Source organism: Streptomyces sp. CA-288835, assembly GCF_050936385.1.
Taxonomy (GTDB): Bacteria; Actinomycetota; Actinomycetes; order Streptomycetales; family Streptomycetaceae; genus Streptomyces.
The window spans coordinates 7,839,237-7,863,826 of record NZ_JBNJMW010000001.1; the positions used below are offsets into that span (position 1 = coordinate 7,839,237).

Genomic DNA, 24,590 nt, shown 5'->3' on the forward strand with positions numbered 1-24,590 from the left:
CGTGCCACTCAGCGTTCGTACAGCTGTTCATGTGATGCCCGCTGAGTGACCGTATGAACGCGCAGAGTGAAGGTGGTCTGCCGGTACGGGCTTCGTATCAGCGATTGATACAGCCGTCCGGCGTCCGATCCACGTCTGAGAGAATTGGCTTCGTGATCTCTCGAATCGATCTGCGCGGCGACGCCCTCCCCGAGGGTCCTGCCCTGCGCGACCTGCTGCCCCGAGCCGACTTCGACGTCTCGGCCGCCCTGGAGAAGGTGCGTCCGATCTGCGAGGCCGTGCACCATCGGGGCGACGCGGCGCTGATCGATTTCGCCGAGAAGTTCGACGGCGTACGGCTGGAGTCGGTGCGGGTTCCGGCCGAGGCTTTGGCTACGGCTCTCGAACAACTGGACCCTGCCGTGCGCGCGGCCCTGGAGGAGTCCATCCGCCGCGCCCGGCTCGTCCACCGCGAGCAGCGCCGCACCACGCACACCACGCAGGTCGTGCCCGGCGGCTCGGTCACCGAGAAGTGGGTACCGGTCGACCGGGTTGGGCTGTACGCGCCCGGCGGGCGGTCCGTGTACCCGTCGACCGTGATCATGAATGTGGTCCCGGCGCAGGAGGCCGGCGTCGAGTCGATCGCGCTCGCCTCTCCTGCCCAGTCGGACTTCGGGGGCCTGCCGCACCCGACGATCCTCGCCGCCTGCGCGCTGCTCGGCGTCGACGAGGTGTACGCGGCCGGTGGTGCGACCGCCGTCGCGATGTTCGCGTACGGCACCGAGTCCTGCGCCCCGGCGCCGATGGTCATGGGCCCTGGCAACATCTGGGTCGCCGCCGCCAAGCGCTATTTCGCGGGCAAGATCGGCATCGACGCCGAGGCGGGTCCCACTGAGATCGCGATCCTCGCGGACGACACCGCCGACCCGGTGCACGTCGCATCCGACCTGATCAGCCAGGCCGAGCACGACCCGCTCGCGGCGGCCGTCCTCGTCACGGACTCCGTGGCGCTGGCCGATGCCGTCGAGAAGGAGCTTCAGCCACAGGTCGCGGCCACCAAGCACATCGAGGACCGGATCGCCCCGGCGCTCGCAGGCCGGCAGTCCGCGATCGTGCTGGTCTCCGGTGTGGACGAAGGCCTGCGGGTCGTGAACGCGTACGGTGCGGAGCACCTCGAGATCCAGACGGCCGATGCCACCTCGGTGGCCGACCGCGTGACGAACGCGGGCGCGATCTTCATCGGCCCCTGGGCGCCCGTGTCGCTGGGCGACTACGCGGCGGGCTCCAACCACGTCCTGCCGACCGGCGGCTGTGCCTGCCACTCCTCGGGGCTCAGCGTCCAGTCCTTCCTGCGCGGCATCCACATCGTCGACTACACGCGCGAGGCGCTGGCGGAGGTGGCGCACCACGTGGTGACGCTCGCCGAGGCCGAGGACCTGCCTGCGCACGGTGCGGCCATCAAGGCACGCTTCGACTGGAAGGTGCCCAGCAAGTGACCGGCATCGACGATCTCCCCGTACGCGACGAGCTGCGCGGCAAGTCCCCCTACGGCGCGCCCCAACTCGACGTCCCCGTACGCCTGAACACCAACGAGAACCCGTACCCGCTGCCCGAACCCCTCGTCGAGCGGATCGCCGAGCGAGTGCGTGAGGCTGCCCGGAACCTCAACCGCTACCCCGACCGGGACGCGGTGGAGCTGCGCACCCAGCTGGCCAAGTACCTGACGGACACCGGCAAGTACGCGGTCGGCCTCGAGAACGTCTGGGCGGCCAACGGCTCGAACGAAGTCATCCAGCAGCTGCTGCAGACCTTCGGCGGACCGGGCCGTACGGCGATCGGCTTCGAGCCCTCGTACTCGATGCACGGCCTGATCGCGCGCGGCACGGGCACGGGGTGGATCTCCGGGCCCCGCAACGAGGACTTCACGATCGATCTCGCCGCCGCCGAGGAGTCGATCGCCGAGAACCGGCCCGACGTCGTCTTCATCACGACCCCCAACAACCCCACGGGCAACGCCGTTCCGCCCGAGACGGTCCTCGCGCTGTACGAGGCAGCGCAGGCGGCGAAGCCGTCCATGGTGGTCGTGGACGAGGCGTACATCGAGTTCAGCCACGGCGACTCGCTGCTGCCGCTGCTCGAAGGCCGGCCGCATCTGGTCGTCTCGCGGACCATGTCGAAGGCGTTCGGCGCGGCCGGGCTGCGCCTCGGCTATCTTGCCGCGCACCCGGCGGTGGTCGACGCCGTCCAGCTCGTACGGCTGCCGTATCACCTGTCGGCGGTCACGCAGGCGACCGCGCTCGCCGCGCTGGAGCACACCGACACGCTGCTGGGATACGTGGAGCAGCTGAAGACCGAGCGGGACCGGCTGGTCGCCGAACTGCGCGCGATCGGCTACGAAGTGACCGAGTCCGACGCCAACTTCGTGCAGTTCGGCCGGTTCGCCGACGCGCATCAGGTCTGGCAGAAGATCCTTGACCGGGGTGTCCTGGTCCGGGACAACGGGGTACAGGGGTGGCTGCGGGTCAGCGCCGGTACACCCGAAGAGAACGACGCGTTCCTCGACGCGGTACGTGAACTCAAGAAGGAGCAGAACGCATGAGCCGCGTAGGCCGTGTCGAACGGAACACCAAGGAGACGTCCGTCGTCGTCGAGATCGACCTCGACGGCAGCGGAAAGGTCGATGTGTCGACCGGGGTCGGCTTCTACGACCACATGCTCGACCAGCTCGGCCGGCACGGTCTGTTCGACCTGACCGTGAAGACCGAGGGCGATCTGCACATCGACTCGCACCACACCATCGAGGACACGGCGCTGGCGCTGGGCGCGGCCTTCAAGCAGGCCCTCGGCGACAAGGTGGGGATTTATCGATTCGGCAACTGCACGGTCCCGCTGGACGAGTCGCTCGCCCAGGTGACCGTCGACCTCTCCGGCCGCCCCTACCTCGTGCACACGGAGCCCGAGAAGATGGCGCCGATGATCGGCGAGTACGACACCACGATGACCCGGCACATCCTGGAGTCCTTCGTCGCCCAGGCGCAGATCGCGCTGCACGTCCACGTGCCCTACGGACGCAACGCGCACCACATCGTGGAGTGCCAGTTCAAGGCGCTGGCGCGGGCGCTGCGTTACGCCTCCGAGCGTGACCCGCGGGCCGCCGGCATCCTTCCGTCCACGAAGGGCGCACTGTAAAGCCATGAACGGCCTGTCCACCGTACTGATCGTCGTCGGGCTCTTCCTGGTCGGCGGCATCATCTCCTTCGCCAAGCAACAGATGCCGAAGAGCCTCATCGTGCTGCTCTCCATCGGTGCCGCGATGTGTCTCGTGGCGGGGATCCTCCGGCTGGAGGTATGGAATTGAGTGCCCCTTCGAAACACGTAGTCGTCTTTGACTACGGCTTTGGGAACGTACGGTCCGCCGAACGCGCTCTCGCGCGCGCGGGTGCCGACGTCGAGATAACCCGCGACTTCGACAAGGCCATGAACGCGGACGGGCTGCTGGTGCCGGGAGTCGGCGCCTTCGCCTCCTGTATGCAGGGACTGACGGAAGCCCGCGGCGACTGGATCATCGATCGCCGGCTGTCGGGCGGGCGCCCGGTGATGGGCATCTGCGTCGGTATGCAGATCCTCTTCGCGCGCGGCATCGAGCACGGCGTGGAGACCGAGGGCCTGGACGAGTGGCCCGGCTCGGTCGAGCCGCTGCAGGCGGACATCGTGCCCCACATGGGCTGGAACACCGTTGCGGCACCGGCCGGTTCGGAGTTGTTCGCGGGCCTGGACGCCGACGCCCGCTTCTACTTCGTGCACTCGTACGCCGTCCACGACTGGTCCCTGGAGACCGCGAACCCGGCGATGCGGGCGCCCGTGGTGACCTGGTCGACGCACGGCAAGCCGTTCGTGGCGGCCGTGGAGAACGGCGCGCTGTGGGCGACGCAGTTCCACCCCGAGAAGTCCGGCGACGCCGGAGCGCAGCTGCTGAAGAACTGGATCGGAACCCTCTGATGACGTCGAATCCCTCTGGGAAACTCGAACTCCTCCCCGCCGTCGACGTCCGTGACGGCCAGGCGGTCCGCCTGGTGCACGGCGAGTCCGGTACGGAGACCTCGTACGGCTCCCCTCTGGAGGCCGCTCTCGCCTGGCAGCGGGCGGGTGCCGAGTGGCTGCACCTGGTGGACCTGGACGCGGCGTTCGGGACCGGCGACAACCGTGACCTCATCGCCGAGGTCACGAAGGCGATGGACATCAAGGTCGAGCTGTCCGGCGGCATCCGCGACGACGCCTCGCTGGCCGCCGCCCTGGCCACCGGCTGTACGCGTGTGAACCTGGGCACGGCCGCCTTGGAGACCCCCGAGTGGGTCGCCAAGGTCATCGCCGAGCACGGCGACAAGATCGCGGTCGGTCTCGACGTACGCGGTACGACACTGCGCGGCCGCGGCTGGACCCGCGACGGCGGCGACCTCTACGAGACCTTGGAGCGCCTCAACTCCGAGGGCTGCGCGCGCTATGTCGTCACGGACATCGCCAAGGACGGCACGCTGCAGGGCCCGAACCTGGAGCTGCTGCGCAATGTGTGCGCGGCGACGGACCGCCCGGTGGTGGCTTCCGGCGGAGTGTCCTCCCTGGACGACCTGCGGGCCATCGCCGAACTCGTACCCCTCGGTGTCGAGGGCTCCATCGTCGGGAAGGCCCTGTACGCGAAGGCGTTCACCCTGGAAGAGGCCTTGGAGGCGGTAGCCAAGTGAGCGACGTACGACGCGTCGTGACCGGCGCGCCCTGGGAGGAGACCTTCGGGTACTCGCGAGCGGTGGAGCTGCCGAACGGTCTGGTGCTGGTCTCCGGCTGCACGTCCATCGTGGACGGCCAGATCGCCGGAGGCGACCCCTACGAGCAGACGATCAACTCCTTCAAGGTCGCGTTCGCCGCGCTGGAGCAACTGGGTCTCGGCCGCGACGACGTCGTACGTACGCGCATGTACATCACCCACGCCCGGGACGTGGAGGACATCGGACGTGCTCACAAGGAGCTGTTCGACTCCGTCAGGCCCGCCGCATCCATGATCATCGTCTCCGGCTTCGTGGACCCCAGCCTGGTCGTCGAGGTCGAGGTGGAGGCGTTCCGAGGAGAGCCCACAGCATGACCCTCGCCGTACGAGTCATCCCCTGCCTGGACGTCGACAACGGCCGGGTCGTCAAGGGCGTCAACTTCCAGAACCTGCGCGACGCGGGCGACCCCGTCGAGATGGCCAAGGTGTACGACGCCGAGGGCGCCGACGAGTTGACGTTCCTGGACATCACGGCGTCTTCGGGCAACCGCGAGACGACGTACGACGTGGTGCGGCGCACGGCGGAGCAGGTGTTCATTCCGCTGACGGTCGGCGGCGGGGTCCGTACGACCGAGGACGTCGACAAACTGCTGCGGGCGGGCGCGGACAAGGTGGGCGTGAACACGGCCGCGATCGCCCGCCCCGAGCTGATCCGGGAGATCGCCGAACGCTTCGGTCGCCAGGTGCTCGTCCTGTCGGTCGACGCCCGCAGGACTCCGTCCGGAAGCTTCGAGGTGACGACCCACGGCGGGCGGCGCGGCACAGGCCTGGACGCCGTCGAATGGGCGCACCAGGCCGCCGAGTTGGGCGCGGGCGAGATCCTGCTGAACTCGATGGACGCGGACGGCACCAAGGACGGCTACGACATCGAGATGATCGAGGCGGTACGCAAGCACGTCACCGTCCCGCTGATCGCCAGCGGCGGCGCCGGACAGCTCGCCGACTTCCCGCCGGCGATCAGCGCGGGCGCGGACGCGGTGCTCGCGGCCTCCGTCTTCCACTTCGGCGACCTGCGGATCGGCCAGGTGAAGGAGACGCTGCGGGGGGCGGGGCATCCCGTGCGGTAGCCAGGGGCTGTGCGGACAGCCCGCACCCCGATGGGGCGGTCAGATCCCCAGCTGCTTCGTCTCGTGCAGCTTCGCGATCGCGTCCTTGTCGCCCTCCAGCTCCACGTCGGCCTGGTTCTGGCGGCCGTACGTGAACATCACCAGCTCGGAGGGCTCGCCGGTCACCGTCACCACCGGGGTGCCGCGGTGGGCGACCGCCGTCTGACCGTCGGGGCGGCGCAGTACCAGGCCGGTGGGGATGCCGCGGCCCATGAGGCGGGCCGTTCGTTCCAGGCGGGACCAGAGGGCGTCCTGGAAGACGGGGTCGAGTTCGCGGGGCGTCCAGTCCGGCTGTGCGCGGCGTACGTCCTCGGTGTGGACGTAGAACTCCACCGTGTTCGCCGCCTCGTCGATCTGCTTGAGGGAGAAGGGCGAGAAGCGGGGCGGGCCGGTACGGATCAGCTGGATCAGTTCCTCGTACGGCTTCTCGGTGAACTCCGTCATCACCCGGTCCAGGCGTGGCGCGAGCTGCTTGATCAGGGTTCCGCCGGCGGCGTCGGGGCGGCGTTCGCGCACCACCACATGGGCGGCCAGATCCCGGGTGTTCCAGCCCTCGCACAGGGTCGGGGCATCCGGGCCGGAGGCCTCCAACAGGTCGGCGAGGAGAAGTCGTTCACGCTTTGCATGGGTCGACATGTCAGCCAGCCTACGACCGGGCCCGCGGTCCGGACAGTGGACGCCCGCCGGACGGCCCGTACCGGCGCGGCACAATGGCTCCCATGACCCGCACGCCCCCGCCCAGCCCTCTCGATCCCGCCATCGCCGCGCGCCTGAAGCGCAGCGCCGACGGGCTCGTCCCCGCGATCGCCCAGCAGTACGACACCGGGGAGGTGCTGATGCTGGGCTGGATGAACGACGAGGCGCTGCACCGCACGCTGACCACGGGTCGCTGCACCTACTGGTCACGCAGCCGCCAGGAGTACTGGGTCAAGGGCGACACCTCCGGGCATGTCCAGTACGTCAAGTCCGTCGCCCTCGACTGTGACGCCGACACCGTCCTGGTCAAGGTCGACCAGGTGGGCGCCGCGTGCCACACGGGCGCCCGCACCTGCTTCGACGCCGACGTCATCAAGGACGCCGTGTCTGGCGAGGATGCAGCGTCCGCGGGGGACGCCGGGTCCGACGTACCGTCCCTCGGTCAGTAAGGTCAGCCGCCATGGACCTCGAGACGTTCCGCAAGCTGGCCACCGACCGGCGAGTCATCCCCGTCAGCCGCACCCTCCTCGCGGACGGTGACACCCCCGTCGCGCTCTACCGCAAGCTCGCCGCCGAGCGCCCCGGCACCTTCCTGCTGGAGTCCGCGGAGAACGGCCGCTCCTGGTCCCGCTACTCCTTCGTCGGCGTACGCTCGGCCGCCACGCTCACCGAGCGCGACGGGCAGGCGCACTGGCTCGGCACCCCGCCCGTCGGCGTCCCCGTCGACGGCGACCCGCTCGCCGCCCTGCGCGCCACCATCGAGGCCCTGCACACCCCCCACCAGGAGGGCATGCCGCCCTTCACCGGCGGCATGGTCGGCTACCTCGGCTACGACATCGTGCGCCGCCTGGAGAAGATCGGCCCCGGCGAACGCGACGACCTGAAGCTCCCCGAGCTGACCATGCTGCTCACCAGCGACCTCGCGGTCCTCGACCACTGGAACGGCACGGTCCTGCTGATCGCCAACGCGATCAACCACAACGACCTCGACACGGGCGTCGACGAGGCGTACGCCGACGCCGTCGCCCGCCTCGACGCCATGGAGGCAGACCTCTCGCGTCCCGTCTCCCAGCCCCCGGCCGCGCTTCCGCCCTCCGAACTCCCCGAGTACACCGCGCTGTGGGGCGGCCCCGACTTCCAGATCGCCGTCGAGGACATCAAGGAGCGCATCCGGGCCGGCGAGGCCTTCCAGGTCGTACCCTCCCAGCGCTTCGAAACCCCTTGCACGGCAAGCGCGTTGGACGTCTACCGGGTACTGCGGGCCACCAACCCGTCCCCGTACATGTACCTCTTCCGCTTCGACGGGTTCGACGTCGTGGGCTCCTCCCCGGAGGCCCTCGTCAAGGTCGAGGACGGGCACGCGATGGTGCACCCCATCGCCGGGACCCGGCCGCGCGGCGCGACCCCGCAGGAGGACCAGGCCCTCGCCGACGAACTCCTCGCCGACCCCAAGGAACGCGCCGAGCACCTGATGCTCGTCGACCTCGGACGCAACGACCTCGGCCGCGTCTGCGAACCGGGCTCCGTCGAGGTCGTCGACTTCATGTCGATCGAGCGCTATTCGCACGTCATGCACATCGTGTCGACGGTGACCGGCAAGGTCGCGGGTGGCCGCACCGCCTTCGACGTCCTGACCGCCTGCTTCCCCGCGGGCACCCTCTCCGGCGCCCCCAAGCCCCGCGCGATGCAGATCATCGACGAACTGGAGCCGAGCCGCCGCGGCGTGTACGGCGGCTGCGTCGGCTACCTCGACTTCGCGGGCGACTCCGACACCGCCATCGCCATCCGTACGGCCCTGCTGCGCGACGGCACGGCATACGTGCAGGCCGGCGCCGGAATCGTCGCCGACTCGAACCCCGTGGCCGAGGACGACGAGTGCCGCAACAAGGCGGCGGCCGTGCTGCGGGCGGTACACACGGCGAACCGGCTCGGACAATAGGGCACTTCTCACGTGGGCCCCGGGTGACCGTTCGCCCGGGGTTCGAGCGATAGTGGGGTACGTGACTGCTGTACCGCATCCCCGATACGAAGCCGCCGGATCCGCCCGGTCCGGCCGCCGAAGCCTCGCCATCGCCCTGCTCTGCGGCGCGCTCGGTGCGGCCGTGGCGCTGCTCGCCTCGCGGCAGGGCTGGTCGGAGGGCACCGCTACGGTGGCCGGCGGCGACTTCCCGCTGAGCGCCACGGGCAGCGACGTCACGGGCGTGCCCGCGGCCCTCGCCATAGTGGGCCTGGCCGCCCTCGTCGCCGTCTTCGCCGTACGCCGTGCCGGGCGCTTTCTGGTCGCCGCACTCCTCGCGCTCTCCGGCGCGGGCACCGTGGCCGCGGCCCTCCTCGGCGCCTCCGACAGCTCCGCACTCGACGACAAGGCAGCGCAGGCCTCCGGCGACACCGCCGCGACCGTCGACTCCATGAGCCATACCGCGTGGCCGTACGTGGCGGCCGCGGGCGGAGTGCTGCTCCTGCTCGCGGGGCTGCTGGCGCTGCGCTACGGACGGCTGTGGCCTGCCATGTCGGGCCGTTACGAGCGGGACGGCGCCCCCAGGCCCCGTAAGGCCAGGCCCGCCCCGGACCCGGACCGGCCCGAGGAGATGTGGAAGGCACTGGACCGAGGCGAGGACCCGACCGGGGCGTAAGCGCTCCGCTGGGAGGGCGGTTCGAAGCTGCGGGCTCGTTGTGGCTGGTCGCGCAGTTCCCCGCGCCCCTTAGAGGCCTGCGGCCTCCTCAGGGGCGCGGGCCAGCGCCGGGCTTCGGCAAGTCGGACCCCCGATCACCGTGCACGCGCGCGTGCGGGACAATGACCTTCGAGCGTCCGACTCACACAGCCACACACGTCACACGTCATCAGCAACGAGGAGCAAGTCATGGCGGGCAACCACCACGGTCACACCCCGGCCGCCTGGACCGGTGTCATCATCTCCTTCATCGGTTTCTGCGTCGCGGGTGCCTTCATGGTGCTGGCCAACCCGCTGGGCTTCTGGGCCGGCATGGTGATCACCGTCCTCGGCGGCGTGGTCGGCATGGCCATGAGCGCGGCGGGCCTCGGGCAGCCGAAGGGCACGCACCCGCCGCACAAGGTGGCCTCCGACAGCTGACCCGTCCTCGCGGCATCGAGGAAGGCGGCCCGGGCTTCCAGCGCCGGGGCCGCCTTTTCGCGTGCTTTTTCCTGTGCATGGAGGGCTGCTCCCGAGGAGAATGCGTCGAGTGGACACCGAAAGCCGGCGGGTGACAACCTCCCGTCCCGGATCCGTGGTGCGGCGGCTCGCCGTGCCCGGCGGTGTGCTCGCGGCCGTCGCCGGGGCCTTCGCGTACGTCGCCGCCGTGGACCCGAACGAGCCGGGGCACTACCCCGCCTGTCCGCTGTTCCAGTACACGGGCGTGTACTGCCCCGGCTGCGGCGGACTGCGCAGCGCGCACGCCTTCGTGCACGGGGACTTCGCGGCGGCGCTGCAGGCCAACGCGCTCGCGGTCGTGGCGTACTTCGGGTTCGCGGTGCTGTGGACGGTGTGGATGGTCCGCTCGGTGCGAGGCCGGCCGATGAGCTTCGAACTGCGGCCCGTTCACCAGTGGGGCATCGGGGCGGTACTGCTCGTCTTCACCGTTGTCCGGAACCTGCCGTTCGGTGGCTGGCTTCATCCTTGATCAACTGGCGAACGTCCAGGTAGTGGGACCGGCGTCAACCGGATGCGGGGGCAACGCCCTCCTGCGGATACCATCGCAGTGACCATCGGTTTCGTCTGATGCGGGCGACCTTCGAATCAACCGCTCAGCAGCTCGACAGCTTGAACCGTCCACCGTCAGGAAGGGGGCCGCTCGCGTGAGTGTGCTCGACGAGATCATCGACGGAGTCCGTGCCGACCTCGCGGAGCGGCAGGCACGCGTCAGCCTCGACGAGCTCAAGGAGCGTGCGGCGAAGGCTCCTGCGGCCAAGGACGGCGTGGCCGCCCTGCGTGGCGACGGCGTCAAGGTCATCTGCGAGGTGAAGCGTTCGAGCCCGTCCAAGGGCGCGCTCGCCGCGATCGCCGACCCGGCCGGGCTCGCGGCGGACTACGAGGCGGGCGGCGCGGCGGTGATCTCGGTGCTGACCGAGCAGCGTCGCTTCGGAGGTTCGCTGGCCGACCTGGAGGCCGTACGGGCCCGGGTGGACATCCCGGTCCTGCGCAAGGACTTCATCGTCACGTCGTACCAGCTGTGGGAGGCGCGGGCATACGGCGCCGATCTGGCCCTCCTGATCGTCGCGGCCCTGGACCAGGCCGCCCTGGAGTCCCTCGTCGAGCGCGCCGTGTCCATCGGGCTCACACCGATCGTCGAGGTGCACGACGAGGACGAGGTCGAGCGCGCGGTGGAGGCCGGCGCGAAGGTCGTCGGCGTCAACGCCCGCGACCTGAGGACCCTGAAGGTCGACCGCACGACCTTCGACCGCATCGCCCCCGAGATCCCCGACACCATCGTCAAGATCGCCGAGTCAGGCGTCCGAGGCCCGCACGACCTCATCGCGTACGCCAACGCCGGCGCCGACGCGGTCCTGGTCGGCGAGTCCCTGGTCACCGGCCGCGACCCGAAGGCAGCGGTCTCCGACCTGGTGGCAGCGGGCGCCCACCCGGCGCTGCGGCACGGGCGGGGCTGACGCTCCGGTGCACACCGTTTCCGACGCCGCCGCCACCCGTCCGGGCCTGCGCCCCGACGGGGACTCGGCGCGCGTACGGTCGGCTGCACCGCACGATCCGAGTGACGGCGAGGCCCTTCTCGGAGGGCGCCCGGTCGCGGCGGCCCCACGTGCCGGGGAAGCCCGCCCCGGCGTATGCGCGGTCGCTCACCGCCTTGCGGCGCGCTCCGCCGTCGGCGCCGTCGGCCATGGCACTTCGGCCGGTCTCGCGCCGCGGGGCCTCACCCGCCCCGGCCGCCTCGGGGCACGTGCAGTCGCCGAGGCTCTCACGGCGGCCCGCGACCCCTACGCCCGCCTCGCCCGAGGCTGCCGCCCGCGCGGCTGCCGGGCTCCCGCCCGCCGGGTCCACGGACGCAGGGTGCGGTACGTGATCGGCGATGAGCCCGGCCAGGTCAACGGAATGCGATGGCGTCGGCGCCGCGCGCGCCTTCCCGGCCGGTAGGTCTCCGCACGGTGCACACCGGCGGATACCTCTGGCGGTACGCGCGCGCACACCGTGACCGTCATCCGATCTGCAACCGGGGCCCACGCCCCTGCGAGGTAACCGCATGCCCAGCGAGTTCTTCATCCCTGACCCGGAGGGTCAAGTTCCCAGCGCCGAGGGGTACTTCGGCGCGTTCGGCGGCAAGTTCATCCCGGAGGCGCTGGTCGCCGCCGTGGACGAGGTCGCCGTGGAGTACGACAAGGCGAAGTCCGACCCGGAGTTCGCACGCGAGCTGGACGATCTGCTCGTCAACTACACCGGGCGGCCGAGCGCACTGACCGAGGTGCCCCGGTTCGCCGAACACGCCGGTGGCGCCCGGATCTTCCTCAAGCGGGAAGACCTGAACCACACCGGCTCGCACAAGATCAACAACGTGCTCGGCCAGGCCCTGCTGACCAAGCGCATGGGCAAGACCCGCGTCATCGCCGAGACCGGAGCCGGCCAGCACGGCGTCGCGACCGCCACCGCCTGCGCGCTCTTCGGTCTCGAGTGCACCATCTACATGGGCGAGATCGACACCCAGCGGCAGGCCCTCAACGTCGCCCGGATGCGCATGCTCGGCGCCGAGGTCATCGCCGTGAAGTCCGGCAGCCGGACGCTCAAGGACGCCATCAACGAGGCGTTCCGCGACTGGGTCGCCAACGTCGAGCACACGCATTACCTGTTCGGGACCGTGGCAGGCCCGCATCCCTTCCCCGCGATGGTGCGCGACTTCCACCGGGTGATCGGGGTCGAGGCCCGCCGTCAGCTCCTGGAGCGCGCCGGACGGCTCCCCGACGCCGCCATCGCCTGCGTCGGCGGCGGCTCCAACGCCATCGGCCTGTTCCACGCGTTCATCCCCGACCCGGACGTACGCCTCATCGGCTGTGAGCCGGCCGGCCACGGCGTCGAGACCGGCGAGCACGCGGCCACCCTCACCGCCGGTGAGCCGGGCATCCTGCACGGTTCGAGGAGTTACGTCCTCCAGGACGAGGAAGGCCAGATCACCGAGCCGTACTCGATCTCGGCCGGCCTCGACTACCCGGGCATCGGCCCCGAGCACTCGTACCTCAAGGACAGCGGCCGCGGCGAGTACCGCGCCGTCACCGACGACGCGGCGATGCAGGCCCTGCGCCTGCTGTCCCGCACCGAGGGCATCATCCCGGCGATCGAGAGCGCGCACGCACTCGCCGGTGCCCTCGAGGTGGGCCAGGAGCTGGGCACGGACGGGCTGATCATCGTCAACCTGTCCGGACGCGGCGACAAGGACATGGACACGGCCGCCCGTTACTTCGGCCTGTACGACAAGGGCGCCGACGCCGTCGTCGCCGCGGATGCCGACAGTGACACCGCCGAGATCGAGGGGGACGCCAAGTGAGCGGGAACATCCAGCTGTTGAGCGACACTCTCGCGGCAGCGAAGGCGGAGGGCCGGTCCGCCCTCATCGCGTACCTCCCGGCCGGCTTCCCGACCGTCGACGGCGGGATCGCCGCCATCAAGGCCGTCTTCGACGGCGGCGCCGACGTCGTCGAGGTCGGGCTGCCGCACAGCGACCCGGTCCTCGACGGCCCGGTCATCCAGACCGCCGACGACATCGCCCTGCGCGGCGGAGTCAGGATCGCGGACGTGATGCGCACGGTCCGCGAGGCGTACGAGGCGACCGGGAAGCCGGTGCTCGTGATGACGTACTGGAACCCCATCGACCGCTACGGCGTCGAGCGCTTCACCGCCGAGTTGGCGGCAGCCGGCGGGGCGGGCTGCATCCTGCCCGACCTCCCGGTCCAGGAGTCCGCGCTCTGGAGGGAGCACGCAGAGAAGCACGGCCTCGCGACCGTCTTCGTCGTCGCGCCCAGCAGCAAGGACGCCCGGCTCGCCGAGATCACCGCGGCGGGCTCCGGATTCGTGTACGCGGCCTCCCTGATGGGCGTCACCGGCACGCGCGAGTCGGTGGGCGCGCAGGCGCAGGACCTCGTACGACGCACCAAGGCCACCACCGGGCTGCCGGTCTGCGTCGGCCTCGGCGTCTCCAACGCCGAACAGGCCGCCGAGGTCGCCGGCTTCGCCGACGGCGTCATCGTCGGCTCGGCCTTCGTCAAGCGCATGCTGGACGCGCCGGACGAGACGGCGGCCCTGGAGGCCGTACGCACTCTGGCCGCGGACCTCGCGAAGGGCGTGCGCGGCACGGTGTGACAAGCGGTCCGGTCGGCCGCTGACGTCCGTTACGACCACGTATGTAACGAGCAAATCCGCTCACTCGTACGGGTGGACCTGGGGCCGGGGAGGCGCTCTGTGCCTCCCCGGTTCGTTCTGCCACATGTGAGCGAGAAGAATCGTGAAGGAAAGCGCACCGCCCGCGAGCGGCTGGCGGTCGAGCGAGCGAAGCAGAAGGCCGGGGAGAAGCGCCGCCGAGCGCTGATCGTGAGTTCCACCGTGGTCTGCGTACTGGCCCTGGCCGGGATGATCGGCACTCTGGCCGCGAATGCGGGCCAGGGCAAGTCGGATACGGAGGGGCCGGTCAGAGCACCCTCCGGGACGAGCGGCGGCGACAGTCCCGCCATCCCCGTCGGCCAGAAGAGCGCGAGATCGACGCTCACCGTGTGGGAGGACTTCCGCTGCCCGGCCTGCAAGAGCTTCGAGGACGCGTACCGCTCGACCATCCATGAGCTGACGGACTCCGGACAGCTGAAGGTCGAGTACCACCTCGCCACGCTGATCGACGGGAACATGGGCGGCAGCGGCTCCCTGCGCGCCGCCAACGCCTCGGCGTGCGCTCAGAACGCCGGGAAGTTCCCCGCGTACCACGACGTGCTGTTCCAGAACCAGCCTCCGGAGACGAACGACGCGTTCGCCGACAACGGCAAGCTGATCGAGCTGGCGGGCAAGGTCGACGGACTCGACACCCCGACGTTCAGGAAGTGCGTCGAGGACGGTACGCACAACAGCTGGGTCGCCAAGTCCAACAAGGCCTTCCAGAGTGGCGGCTTCCAGGGCACCCCGACCGTGCTGCTGAACGGCGAGAACATCTACCAGGACCGGGCGATGACCCCGGCGAAGCTGAAGCGGATGATCCTGGAGTCGGACAAGTCGTAGTACCGGTACGGGTTTCGGGGCGCGGCGCCCGTTACCCGTTATGGAGCCGTAGCCCGGGTGGGTTGCCGCACTTCCCGCCCGGCAAGGTAGCGTCGACCCTGCCATGGAACTTGCCTCATTCCCCAGTCCGTCGCGCGGTATGGTCGAAATCGGCCCCATTCCGCTGCGCGGTTACGCGCTCTGCATCATCGCCGGCGTCTTTCTGGCCGTCTGGCTCGGAAACAAACGGTGGATCGCCCGCGGGGGCCGCTCCGGCACCGTGGCCGACATCGCCGTATGGGCGGTGCCGTTCGGTCTCGTCGGCGGCCGGCTGTACCACGTCGTCACGGACTACCAGCTGTACTTCAGCGAGGGCGAGGACTGGGTCGACGCCTTCAAGATCTGGGAGGGCGGCCTGGGCATCTGGGGCGCCATCGCGCTGGGCGGCCTGGGAGCGTGGATCGGCTGCCGCCGCCGCGGGATCCCGCTGCCTGCCTGGGCCGACGCCGTCGCCCCGGGCATCGCGCTCGCGCAGGCCGTCGGACGCTGGGGCAACTGGTTCAACCAGGAGCTGTACGGGCGCGCCACGGATCTGCCCTGGGCGGTGGAGATCACGTCCTCGGACGACGGGCGCATTCCTGGCACCTACCACCCGACCTTCCTCTACGAGTCGCTGTGGTGCATCGGCGTCGCCCTGCTCGTCATCTGGGCGGACCGGCGCTTCAAGCTCGGGCACGGGCGGGCGTTCGCGCTGTACGTCGCCGCGTACTGCGCGGGCCGGTTCTGGATCGAGTACATGCGCGTCGACGAGGCCCATGAATTCCTCGGGCTGCGTCTGAACAACTGGACCGCGATCGTGGTCTTCCTCCTCGCCATCCTCTACATGGTGCTGTCGGCCAAGAAGCGCCCGGGCCGTGAAGAGGTCGTCGAGCCGGCGGCTGTCACCGACGGTCCGGCCGACGACGCTCCGTCCGACGACGCGAAGGCCTCCGCCGAGGAGTCCGAGTCTTCCGACTCCTCCGATGCTGACACCTCCGATGCGAAGCCCAGTCTGAAGAAGGACGAGGCCGAGTCGGCCAAGAAGACCTGACCCCGGCTTGTACGTCGAAGGGGGCGCCCCAGTTGCTCGGGGCGCCCCCTTCGTCATGCGCCACACACCCCGGTGTCGCGCAAAAGCGCAGGTAAGTACGGCCTTCCTTGCTGGCAGAGGCGAAATTCCCGGCGTACTTTTGATGTTGTCAAGACGTGGAATGAGTCCAGTCAAGCTCTCTGGGGGAACCGGCGTGGCCATCATCGAGACCGAAGCGAGCCTGCACGAGGCGCACCGTGACAACCACACCCACCGGGACGTCAACGGTGGCTGGCTGCGCCCCGCGGTCTTCGGCGCGATGGACGGTCTCGTCTCCAATCTGGCGCTGATGACCGGGGTGGCGGGCGGCGCCGTCGCCCACCAGACGGTCGTTCTCACCGGCCTCGCGGGACTCGCCGCCGGCGCCTTCTCCATGGCGGCCGGCGAGTACACCTCCGTCGCCTCGCAGCGCGAGCTCGTCGAGGCCGAACTCGACGTGGAGCGCAGGGAGTTGCTCAAGCATCCCAGGTGTGAGGAGCGGGAGCTGGCCGAGCTGTACGAGGCGCGGGGCGTCGCCCCCGCCCTCGCCCGCGAGGTGGCCCGGCAGCTGTCGAAGGACCCCGAGCAGGCCCTCGAGATCCACGCGCGCGAGGAGCTCGGCATCGACCCCGGCGACCTGCCCTCGCCGACCGTGGCCGCCGCCTCCTCCTTCGGCTCGTTCGCGCTGGGCGCCCTGCTGCCCGTACTCCCGTATCTGCTCGGTGCGACCGCGCTGTGGCCGGCGGTGCTGCTGGCGCTGCTCGGGCTCTTCGCGTGCGGGGCGGTGGTGGCCAGGGTGACCGCGCGATCCTGGTGGTACAGCGGGCTGCGGCAGCTCGCCCTGGGCGGTGCCGCGGCGGGTGTGACGTACGCCCTGGGCAGTCTGTTCGGTGCGGCCGTATGATGGATCGGCTGAGGGTTCTATGCATGGGGCTGCATAAGTAACTGTTACTCGGCGGTTTCGAATCCTTAACCACTGGGCATGAGCCGTAAGCGCTGCGGGCAATGAGGCCTGCTGTGCACCAGCGCGGTGGGCGACGTTGCCTGCCGCGTTACCCGGACCGGCGGGCATGGATCTGTCCCCGTTGGCCCCCTTATTCCACCGCCACGAGCGGTACCCCCACCGCGACCCGCGGTGTCCGCATGTTGGAACGCGGTATCCGGTTCCCGAGAACCGCTCCATCATGTAACCTGCACGAAATTTTGATCTCAGCAGAGGGCCAACGTCGTCCCTCGGCAATCTGCATATGCCACATGACGACGACGGGAGAGCCGATGCGTACGCCGCGCCAGCCGTCCCAGCATTCCGAGAATGGCCAGAAGTGGTCGTTCATGGATGCTCGCCCTGCTGCGCAGGGTATGTACGACCCCCGCAACGAGCACGACGCCTGTGGCGTCGGCTTTGTGGCGACCCTCACCGGCGAGGCGAGCCATGCGCTGGTCGAGCAGGCGCTCACGGTTCTGCGTAACCTGGAGCACCGCGGTGCCACCGGCGCCGAACCCGACTCGGGCGACGGTGCCGGCATCCTGTCCCAGGTCCCCGACGCCTTCTTCCGTGAGGTGGCCGGATTCGAGCTGCCCGAGGCCGGCGCGTACGCGGTCGGTACCGCCTTCCTGCCCGAGCACGGCGGGGCCGACGCCGTGGCGCGGATCGACGAGATCGCCGCCGACGAGGGCCTGACCGTCCTCGGCTGGCGTGACGTCCCGATCGCCCCCGAACTCCTCGGCGCCACCGCCCGCTCCACGATGCCCGCCTTCCGGCAGATCTTCGTGAGTGACGGCGTCAGCAAGGGCATCGACCTCGACCGCAAGGCCTTTGTGCTGCGCAAGCGTGCCGAGCGTGAGGCCGACGTGTACTTCCCGTCGCTCTCCGCGCGCACCATCGCCTACAAGGGGATGCTGACCACCGGCCAGCTGGAGCCCTTCTTCCCGGACCTGTCCGACCGCCGGTTCGCCTCCGCGATCGCGCTCGTGCACTCCCGGTTCTCCACCAACACCTTCCCGAGCTGGCCGCTCGCGCACCCGTACCGCTTCGTCGCACACAACGGCGAGATCAACACGGTCATGGGCAACCGCAACTGGATGCGCGCCCGCGAGTCGCAGCTGGTCTCCGACCTGTTCGGCCCGCAGGAGAAGCTGGACCGGGTCTTCCCGATCTGTACGCCGGAAGCCTCCGACTCCGCGTCCTTCGACGAGGTCCTGGAGCTGCTCCACCTCGGCGGCCGTTCGCTGCCGCACTCCGTGCTGATGATGATCCCGGAGGCGTGGGAGAACCACGACTCCATGGACCCGGCCCGACGAGCCTTCTACCAGTTCCACTCCGCGATGATGGAGCCCTGGGACGGCCCGGCCTGTGTCACCTTCACCGACGGCACCCAGGTCGGCGCGGTCCTCGACCGCAACGGACTGCGCCCCGGCCGCTACTGGGTCACCGACGACGGCCTCGTCGTCCTGGGCTCCGAGGTCGGCGTCCTCGACATCGACCCGGCCAAGGTCGTCCGCAAGGGCCGGCTGCAGCCCGGCCGGATGTTCCTCGTGGACACCGCCGAGCACCGCATCATCGAGGACGACGAGATCAAGCGGACGCTCGCGGCGGAAAACCCGTACGCGGAGTGGCTGGAAGCCGGCGAGATCGAGCTCTCCGACCTGCCCGAGCGCGAGCACATCGTGCACACCCACGCCTCGGTCACCCGCCGCCAGCAGACCTTCGGCTACACCGAGGAGGAGCTGCGCGTCATCCTCGCGCCGATGGCCAAGGCCGGTGCGGAGCCGATCGGTTCGATGGGTACGGACTCGCCGATCGCGGCCCTGTCCGACCGTCCGCGTCTCCTCTTCGACTACTTCACCCAGCTGTTCGCGCAGGTCACCAACCCGCCGCTGGACGCCATCCGCGAGGAGCTCGTCACCTCGCTGCGCTCGTCCCTCGGCCCCGCGGGCAACCTCCTGGAGCCGACCGCCGCGTCGTGCCGCAGTGTCACGCTGCCCTTCCCGGTGATCGACAACGACGAGCTGGCCAAGCTCATCCACATAAACGCCGACGGCGACATGCCCGGCATGAAGGCCGCGACCCTGTCGGGTCTCTACCGGGTCGGCGGAGGCGGCGACGCCCTCGCGGCCCGTATCGAGGAAATCTGCACCGAGGCCGACGCCGCCATAGAGAACGGCGCCCGCCTGATCGTCCTCTCGGACCGGCACTCCGACGCCGAGCACGCGCCGATTCCGTCGCTGCTGCTCACCGCGGCCGTCCACCACCACCTGATCCGTACGAAGCAGCGCACCCAGGTGGGCCTGCTCGTCGAGGCCGGTGACGTCCGCGAGGTCCACCACGTGGCCCTGCTCATCGGCTACGGCGCCGCGGCCGTGAACCCGTACCTGGCGATGGAGTCCGTCGAGGACCTCGTCCGCGCAGGGACGTTCCTGCCCGGCATCGAGCCCGAGAAGGCCATCCGCAACCTGATCTACGCCCTCGGCAAGGGCGTCCTCAAGGTCATGTCCAAGATGGGCATCTCGACCGTCGCCTCCTACCGCGGCGCCCAGGTCTTCGAGGCCGTCGGCCTCGACCAGGCCTTCGTCGAGAAGTACTTCAACGGCACCGCCACCAAGATCGGCGGCGTCGGCATCGACGTCATCGCCAAGGAGGTCGCCGCCCGCCACGCCAAGGCGTACCCGGCGAGCGGCATCGCGCCCGCGCACCGTGCCCTCGACATAGGCGGCGAGTACCAGTGGCGCCGCGAGGGCGAGCCGCACCTGTTCGACCCGGACACGGTCTTCCGCCTCCAGCACTCGACGCGTACGCGCCGCTACGACATCTTCAAGCAGTACACGGACCGCGTGAACGAGCAGTCCGAGCGGCTGATGACGCTCCGCGGCATGTTCGGCTTCAAGTCGGACCGCGAGCCGATCTCCATCGACGAGGTCGAGCCGGTCAGCGAGATCGTCAAGCGCTTCTCCACCGGCGCCATGTCGTACGGCTCCATCTCGAAGGAAGCCCACGAGACGCTCGCCATCGCGATGAACCAGCTGGGCGGCAAGTCCAACACCGGTGAGGGCGGCGAGGACCCGGACCGTCTGTACGACCCGGCGCGCCGTTCCTCGATCAAGCAGGTGGCGTCCGGTCGCTTCGGCGTGACGAGCGAATACCTCGTCAACTCCGACGACATCCAGATCAAGATGGCCCAGGGCGCCAAGCCCGGCGAGGGCGGCCAGCTGCCCGGCCACAAGGTCTACCCGTGGGTCGCCAAGACGCGGCACTCGACGCCGGGTGTCGGCCTGATCTCCCCGCCGCCGCACCACGACATCTACTCCATCGAGGACCTGGCCCAGCTGATCCACGACCTGAAGAACGCGAACCCGCAGGCGCGGATTCACGTGAAGCTGGTCTCCGAGGTCGGTGTCGGCACGGTCGCCGCGGGTGTCTCCAAGGCCCACGCCGATGTCGTACTGATCTCGGGTCACGACGGTGGTACGGGCGCGTCGCCGCTCACTTCTTTGAAGCACGCCGGTGGTCCCTGGGAGCTCGGCCTCGCCGAGACCCAGCAGACGCTGCTGCTCAACGGCCTGCGCGACCGCATCGTCGTGCAGACCGACGGCCAGCTGAAGACCGGCCGTGACGTCGTCATCGCCGCGCTGCTCGGCGCCGAGGAGTTCGGTTTCGCGACCGCGCCGCTCGTCGTCTCCGGCTGCGTCATGATGCGCGTCTGCCACCTGGACACCTGCCCGGTCGGCATCGCCACGCAGAACCCGACGCTCCGCGACCGGTTCACGGGCAAGGCCGAGTACGTCGTGAACTTCTTCCAGTTCATCGCCGAGGAGGTCCGCGAGCTCCTCGCCGAGCTGGGCTTCCGCTCCATCGAGGAGGCCGTCGGCCACGCCGAGACGCTGGACGTCACGCGGGCCATCGACCACTGGAAGGCGCAGGGCCTGGACCTGGAGCCGCTGTTCCACGTGCCCGAGCTGCCCGAGGGCGCGGTGCGCCACCAGGTCGTCGCGCAGGACCACGGCCTGGAGAAGGCGCTCGACAACGAGCTGATCAAGCTCTCCGCCGACGCCCTGGCCGCGGCCGGCGCGACCGACGCCCAGCCGGTCCGCGCCCAGGTCGCGATCCGCAACATCAACCGCACGGTCGGCACCATGCTCGGCCACGAGGTGACGAAGAAGTTCGGCGGTGCGGGCCTGCCCGACGACACCATCGACATCACCTTCACGGGTTCGGCGGGCCAGTCCTTCGGCGCCTTCCTGCCGCGCGGTGTCACGCTCCGCCTCGAGGGCGACGCCAACGACTACGTCGGCAAGGGCCTGTCCGGCGGCCGGGTGATCGTCCGCCCGGACCGGAACGCGGATCACCTCGCCGAGTTCTCGACGATCGCGGGCAACACCATCGCGTACGGCGCGACCGGCGGCGAGCTGTTCCTCCGGGGCCGTACGGGCGAGCGGTTCTGCGTCCGCAACTCCGGCGCGACGGTCGTGTCCGAGGGCGTGGGCGACCACGGCTGCGAGTACATGACGGGCGGTCACGCGGTGATCCTCGGCGAGACGGGCCGCAACTTCGCGGCCGGTATGTCCGGCGGTATCGCCTACGTGATCGACCTGAACCGCGACAACGTGAACGTCGGCAACGTCGGCGCCATCGAGAAGCTGGACGACACCGACAAGCAGTGGCTGCACGATGTGGTGCGCCGGCACGCGGAGGAGACCGGCTCCACGGTCGCCGGGAAGCTCCTCACCGAGTGGTCCGAGTCGGTGGACCGCTTCAGCAAGATCATCCCCAGTACGTACAAAGCAGTGCTCGCCGCCAAGGACGCCGCCGAGCGAGCCGGGCTCTCCGAGTCCGAGATCACCGAGAAGATGATGGAGGCGGCGACCAATGGCTGATCCCAAGGGCTTTCTCAACCACGGCCGCGAGGTCGCCAAGTCACGCCCGGTCGAGGAGCGCGTCAAGGACTGGAACGAGGTCTACGTCCCCGGCTCGCTGCTGCCGATCATCTCCAAGCAGGCGTCGCGCTGCATGGACTGCGGTATCCCGTTCTGCCACAACGGCTGTCCGCTGGGGAACCTGATCCCCGAGTGGAACGACTACGCGTACCGCGAGGACTGGCACGCCGCGAGCGACCGCCTGCACGCGACGAACAACTTCCCGGAGTTCACCGGGCGGTTGTGCCCCGCCCCGTGCGAGTCGGCGTGCGTGCTCGGCATCAACCAGCCGGCCGTGACCATCAAGAACGTCGAGGTCTCGATCATCGACAAGGCCTGGGACAGCGGCGATGTCGCGCCCCAGGCGCCGGAGCGGCTGTCCGGCAAGACGGTCGCGGTCATCGGCTCGGGCCCGGCGGGCCTGGCTGCCGCCCAGCAGCTCACGCGGGCCGGCCACACCGTCGCCGTCTACGAGCGCGCGGACCGCATCGGCGGTCTCCTCCGTTACGGCATCCCCGAGTTCAAGATGGAGAAGCGGCACATCAACCGCCGTATCGAGCAGATGCGCGCGGAGGGCACCCGCTTCCGTACGGGCATCGAGATCGGCCGCGACATGAAGGCGACGGATCTGCGCAAGCGGTACGACGCCGTGGTCATCGCGGCCGGTTCGACCGTCTCGCGTGACCTGCCCGTCCCCGGGCGTGAGCTGAACGGCATCCACTTCGCGATGGAGTACCTGCCGCTGGCCAACAAGGTGCAGGAGGGCGACTATGTGACGCCTCCGATCACCGCCGAGGGCAAGCACGTCGTGGTCATCGGCGGCGGTGACACCGGCGCGGACTGTGTGGGCACGGCCCACCGTCAGGGCGCGGCCTCCGTCACGCAGCTGGAGATCATGCCGCGGCCGGGCGAGGAGCGGAACCCGGGCCAGCCCTGGCCGACGTTCCCCATGCTCTACAAGGTCACCTCCGCGCACGAGGAGGGCGGCGAGCGGGTCTACTCCGTCTCGACCACCCACTTCGAGGGCGACGAGGACGGCAACGTGCAGTGGCTGCACCTTGTCGAGGTCGAGTTCGTGGACGGCAAGCTCAACCAGAAGCCGGGTACGGAGCGGAAGATTCCGGCTCAGCTGGTCACGCTCGCGATGGGCTTCACCGGGATCGACCAGGAGAACGGGCTGGTCTCGCAGTTCGGCCTGGACCTCGACGCGCGCGGCAATGTCGCCCGCGACGGTGAGTTCCAGACGAACGTTCCGGGTGTGTTCGTGGCGGGCGACGCCGGCCGCGGCCAGTCGCTGATCGTCTGGGCCATCGCGGAGGGCCGCTCGGCCGCGCGCGGGGTCGACCGCTTCCTCACGGGCGCGAGCGACCTCCCGGCCCCCATCCGCCCGACGGACCGCGCGCTGGCGGTCTGACGCCCCCCCAAACGTCCCGTACAAAGGCGTACGGAACACACAACGCCCGCCCCTTGTCCCCGACCGGACGCTGGGCGGGCGTTGTGGTGTTTCGCCCCCGCCGCCCTTACCCGTCCCATCCCGGGGCCAGCCCCGGACCCCGCTGGGGCTGCGCCCCTGAACCCCCTCGGGGCTCCGCCCCGGACCCCGTTTCGGGGGCCAGCCCCCGAACCCCCGCTCCTCAAACGCCGGAGGGGCTGAATTAAGCCCGTCCGGCGTTTGAGGACGAGGCCGCCAGGCCGATAGCGGGGTCTGGGGGCGTAGCCCCCAGCGGGGTCCAGGGGCGGAGCCCCTTGGTATGGGACGGGTAAGGGCGGCGTGGGCGAGAAAACCGCCGCCACCGACCGGCTACTTGGCCACCCGGAACGTTTCGCCGTACATCGCCCACTCCAGCGGAGTGTCGAGGTCAAGGTTCCCGTTGTAGAGGAACCGCCGCTGTGCCGTATCGATTCGGCTGGTGTCGCGGTGGGACTTCTTGGACTTCATCGCCTCGCGGCGGACGTCCAGGAAGATGTCCAGGTACGCCTTCTCCTTGCCGCCCTGCGCAGGCGTGTCCGCCTCGGAGACGGCCCGCTCACGCAGCGTGTAGAAGCCGGTCGGACCGGTACCGGGACCGTGCATGACCATGGCGTCGTAGTAGATGAACTGCCCGAGCGTGCCAAGCCCGTCGAGCTTGGCGAGCCGCACCGCGGGCTCGAAGTAGACCCGGTCCCGCTCCGCGTTCTGGGCCTCGCGGAAGGCCTCCACCTTCGCCTCCTTCTTCCAGGCGGCGGTGAACCCGGGGTCCAGCCCTTGGTGCGAGTCCGTACCGTCCACCTTGCGCAGAGCGGGCAGATAGCGCGCGAGCCCGTTGTCCGGGTGAGCCTTCGTATAGCGCTCCACGAGCACGAGGAGATCGTGCGTACCGGTGCAGAAGCCGATGATGCCCGCGGTGTAGCCCTGGCCATCGCCGATGTCCTCGATATAGCCGTACTGGTCGCGCCAATTCAGCGTCGAGTTCTCCGCGCTCGTCACGATCTTCTGGGCCAGCTCCTTCTTCTCCGGCGCCGCAAGCCCCGGCGGCAGATCCGCGATCATCGCATCCTCGGCCGCCCGCCCACTCGGCTGCGAAGCCGACGGCCGTCCCCCCGAGCCGGCACCGTCCGACTTCGTCTCCCCGGGCATGAAGAAGTAGACCGTCGCCGTCACCACGACAGGCACGGCAGCGAACATCAGGCAACCAGCGCGCTTCATGGCGCTCAGGGTACGTTCCGCCAGGCTCCGAATCGGCGAGTGGCCCCTAGCCAGTCCGATAGGCGCGTGCTTGGATTTATGTGATCGTCCT

At 69.8% G+C, this 24,590-nt stretch carries 23 protein-coding genes and 1 pseudogene; 22 read left to right on the plus strand and 2 right to left on the minus strand.

Annotated elements, in window-relative coordinates; all coding sequences use genetic code 11:
* The first annotated feature begins 152 nt into the window (after window positions 1–152).
* The 8 genes from hisD to hisF are packed head-to-tail and all read left to right on the plus strand — an operon-like array spanning window position 153 to window position 5,865.
* The gene (gene hisD / locus ACQEVY_RS35345) at window positions 153–1,475 is read left to right on the plus strand and encodes a histidinol dehydrogenase (protein WP_432953473.1); all 1,323 of its coding nucleotides are present in this window, start codon (window positions 153–155) and stop codon (window positions 1,473–1,475) included.
* Complete coding sequence (locus ACQEVY_RS35350) at window positions 1,472–2,578, plus strand: histidinol-phosphate transaminase (protein WP_432953475.1); 1,107 nt, start codon at window positions 1,472–1,474, stop codon at window positions 2,576–2,578. The genes hisD and ACQEVY_RS35350 overlap by 4 nt, the downstream gene beginning before the upstream one ends.
* On the plus strand, window positions 2,575–3,168 hold the full coding sequence (gene hisB / locus ACQEVY_RS35355; RefSeq protein ID WP_151479224.1) for an imidazoleglycerol-phosphate dehydratase HisB: 594 nt from the start codon (window positions 2,575–2,577) through the stop codon (window positions 3,166–3,168). The genes ACQEVY_RS35350 and hisB overlap by 4 nt, the downstream gene beginning before the upstream one ends.
* 4 nt (window positions 3,169–3,172) lie before the next feature.
* A complete protein-coding gene (locus ACQEVY_RS35360; RefSeq protein WP_033318048.1) occupies window positions 3,173–3,337 on the plus strand; it encodes a hypothetical protein in 165 nt (54 codons plus the stop codon).
* Window positions 3,328–3,978: an imidazole glycerol phosphate synthase subunit HisH gene (hisH, locus tag ACQEVY_RS35365; RefSeq protein ID WP_432953477.1), complete on the plus strand. Its 651-nt coding sequence runs from the start codon at window positions 3,328–3,330 to the stop codon at window positions 3,976–3,978. Before ACQEVY_RS35360 ends, hisH begins: the two co-directional genes overlap by 10 nt.
* A complete protein-coding gene (gene priA, locus ACQEVY_RS35370) occupies window positions 3,978–4,718 on the plus strand; it encodes a bifunctional 1-(5-phosphoribosyl)-5-((5-phosphoribosylamino)methylideneamino)imidazole-4-carboxamide isomerase/phosphoribosylanthranilate isomerase PriA (protein WP_432953479.1) in 741 nt (246 codons plus the stop codon). Before hisH ends, priA begins: the two co-directional genes overlap by 1 nt.
* Window positions 4,715–5,113, plus strand: coding sequence for a RidA family protein (locus tag ACQEVY_RS35375; RefSeq protein WP_432953481.1), 399 nt, complete (start codon window positions 4,715–4,717; stop codon window positions 5,111–5,113). The genes priA and ACQEVY_RS35375 overlap by 4 nt, the downstream gene beginning before the upstream one ends.
* Window positions 5,110–5,865, plus strand: coding sequence for an imidazole glycerol phosphate synthase subunit HisF (hisF, locus tag ACQEVY_RS35380; protein ID WP_432953483.1), 756 nt, complete (start codon window positions 5,110–5,112; stop codon window positions 5,863–5,865). Before ACQEVY_RS35375 ends, hisF begins: the two co-directional genes overlap by 4 nt.
* Before the next feature lie 39 nt (window positions 5,866–5,904).
* Here hisF and ACQEVY_RS35385 read toward each other — a convergent pair whose 3' ends face one another.
* Window positions 5,905–6,540, minus strand: a complete 636-nt coding sequence (locus ACQEVY_RS35385) for a TIGR03085 family metal-binding protein (RefSeq protein ID WP_432953484.1) — start codon at window positions 6,538–6,540, stop codon at window positions 5,905–5,907.
* 74 nt (window positions 6,541–6,614) lie between these two features.
* Between ACQEVY_RS35385 and hisI the strand changes: the two genes are divergently transcribed.
* The 14 genes and pseudogenes from hisI to ACQEVY_RS35455 all read left to right on the plus strand — a co-directional run bounded on the left by hisI (window position 6,615) and on the right by ACQEVY_RS35455 (window position 23,227).
* A complete protein-coding gene (hisI, locus tag ACQEVY_RS35390) occupies window positions 6,615–7,049 on the plus strand; it encodes a phosphoribosyl-AMP cyclohydrolase (protein WP_432953486.1) in 435 nt (144 codons plus the stop codon).
* 11 nt (window positions 7,050–7,060) lie between these two features.
* Window positions 7,061–8,539 (plus strand): anthranilate synthase component I, encoded by a 1,479-nt coding sequence (locus ACQEVY_RS35395; protein ID WP_432953487.1) that lies wholly within the window; start codon window positions 7,061–7,063, stop codon window positions 8,537–8,539.
* 52 nt (window positions 8,540–8,591) lie between these two features.
* On the plus strand, window positions 8,592–9,233 hold the full coding sequence (locus tag ACQEVY_RS35400; RefSeq protein WP_432953489.1) for a TIGR02234 family membrane protein: 642 nt from the start codon (window positions 8,592–8,594) through the stop codon (window positions 9,231–9,233).
* 228 nt (window positions 9,234–9,461) lie between these two features.
* Window positions 9,462–9,692 carry an HGxxPAAW family protein gene (locus ACQEVY_RS35405; protein ID WP_432953491.1) on the plus strand — a complete coding sequence of 77 codons (231 nt, stop codon included), beginning with the start codon at window positions 9,462–9,464 and terminating at the stop codon, window positions 9,690–9,692.
* A 100-nt stretch (window positions 9,693–9,792) separates the two neighbouring features.
* A complete protein-coding gene (locus tag ACQEVY_RS35410) occupies window positions 9,793–10,239 on the plus strand; it encodes a DUF2752 domain-containing protein (RefSeq protein ID WP_432953493.1) in 447 nt (148 codons plus the stop codon).
* Window positions 10,240–10,414: 175 nt separating this feature from the next.
* Window positions 10,415–11,224, plus strand: coding sequence for an indole-3-glycerol phosphate synthase TrpC (gene trpC / locus ACQEVY_RS35415; RefSeq protein WP_432953494.1), 810 nt, complete (start codon window positions 10,415–10,417; stop codon window positions 11,222–11,224).
* 250 nt (window positions 11,225–11,474) lie between these two features.
* A pseudogene (gene trpM / locus ACQEVY_RS35420) lies at window positions 11,475–11,705 on the plus strand (tryptophan biosynthesis modulator TrpM); the annotation flags it as partial.
* Window positions 11,706–11,811: 106 nt separating this feature from the next.
* Entirely contained in the window at window positions 11,812–13,104 is a 1,293-nt protein-coding gene (gene trpB / locus ACQEVY_RS35425; protein WP_432953496.1) for a tryptophan synthase subunit beta, read from the plus strand.
* Window positions 13,101–13,916 carry a tryptophan synthase subunit alpha gene (trpA, locus tag ACQEVY_RS35430; RefSeq protein WP_432953498.1) on the plus strand — a complete coding sequence of 272 codons (816 nt, stop codon included), beginning with the start codon at window positions 13,101–13,103 and terminating at the stop codon, window positions 13,914–13,916. The genes trpB and trpA overlap by 4 nt, the downstream gene beginning before the upstream one ends.
* A 126-nt stretch (window positions 13,917–14,042) precedes the next feature.
* Window positions 14,043–14,816: a DsbA family protein gene (locus ACQEVY_RS35435; protein WP_432953499.1), complete on the plus strand. Its 774-nt coding sequence runs from the start codon at window positions 14,043–14,045 to the stop codon at window positions 14,814–14,816.
* Between the two features lie 103 nt (window positions 14,817–14,919).
* A complete protein-coding gene (gene lgt, locus ACQEVY_RS35440; RefSeq protein WP_432953500.1) occupies window positions 14,920–15,885 on the plus strand; it encodes a prolipoprotein diacylglyceryl transferase in 966 nt (321 codons plus the stop codon).
* 193 nt (window positions 15,886–16,078) lie between these two features.
* Window positions 16,079–16,807 carry a VIT1/CCC1 transporter family protein gene (locus ACQEVY_RS35445; RefSeq protein ID WP_432953502.1) on the plus strand — a complete coding sequence of 243 codons (729 nt, stop codon included), beginning with the start codon at window positions 16,079–16,081 and terminating at the stop codon, window positions 16,805–16,807.
* A 371-nt stretch (window positions 16,808–17,178) separates the two neighbouring features.
* Window positions 17,179–21,774 carry a glutamate synthase large subunit gene (gene gltB / locus ACQEVY_RS35450; RefSeq protein ID WP_432955579.1) on the plus strand — a complete coding sequence of 1,532 codons (4,596 nt, stop codon included), beginning with the start codon at window positions 17,179–17,181 and terminating at the stop codon, window positions 21,772–21,774.
* Entirely contained in the window at window positions 21,767–23,227 is a 1,461-nt protein-coding gene (locus ACQEVY_RS35455) for a glutamate synthase subunit beta (RefSeq protein ID WP_432953503.1), read from the plus strand. The genes gltB and ACQEVY_RS35455 overlap by 8 nt, the downstream gene beginning before the upstream one ends.
* Before the next feature lie 387 nt (window positions 23,228–23,614).
* Here the strand turns inward: ACQEVY_RS35455 and ACQEVY_RS35460 are convergent, their stop codons facing one another.
* A complete protein-coding gene (locus ACQEVY_RS35460) occupies window positions 23,615–24,499 on the minus strand; it encodes a chitosanase (protein ID WP_432953505.1) in 885 nt (294 codons plus the stop codon).
* Window positions 24,500–24,590 lie beyond the last annotated feature (91 nt).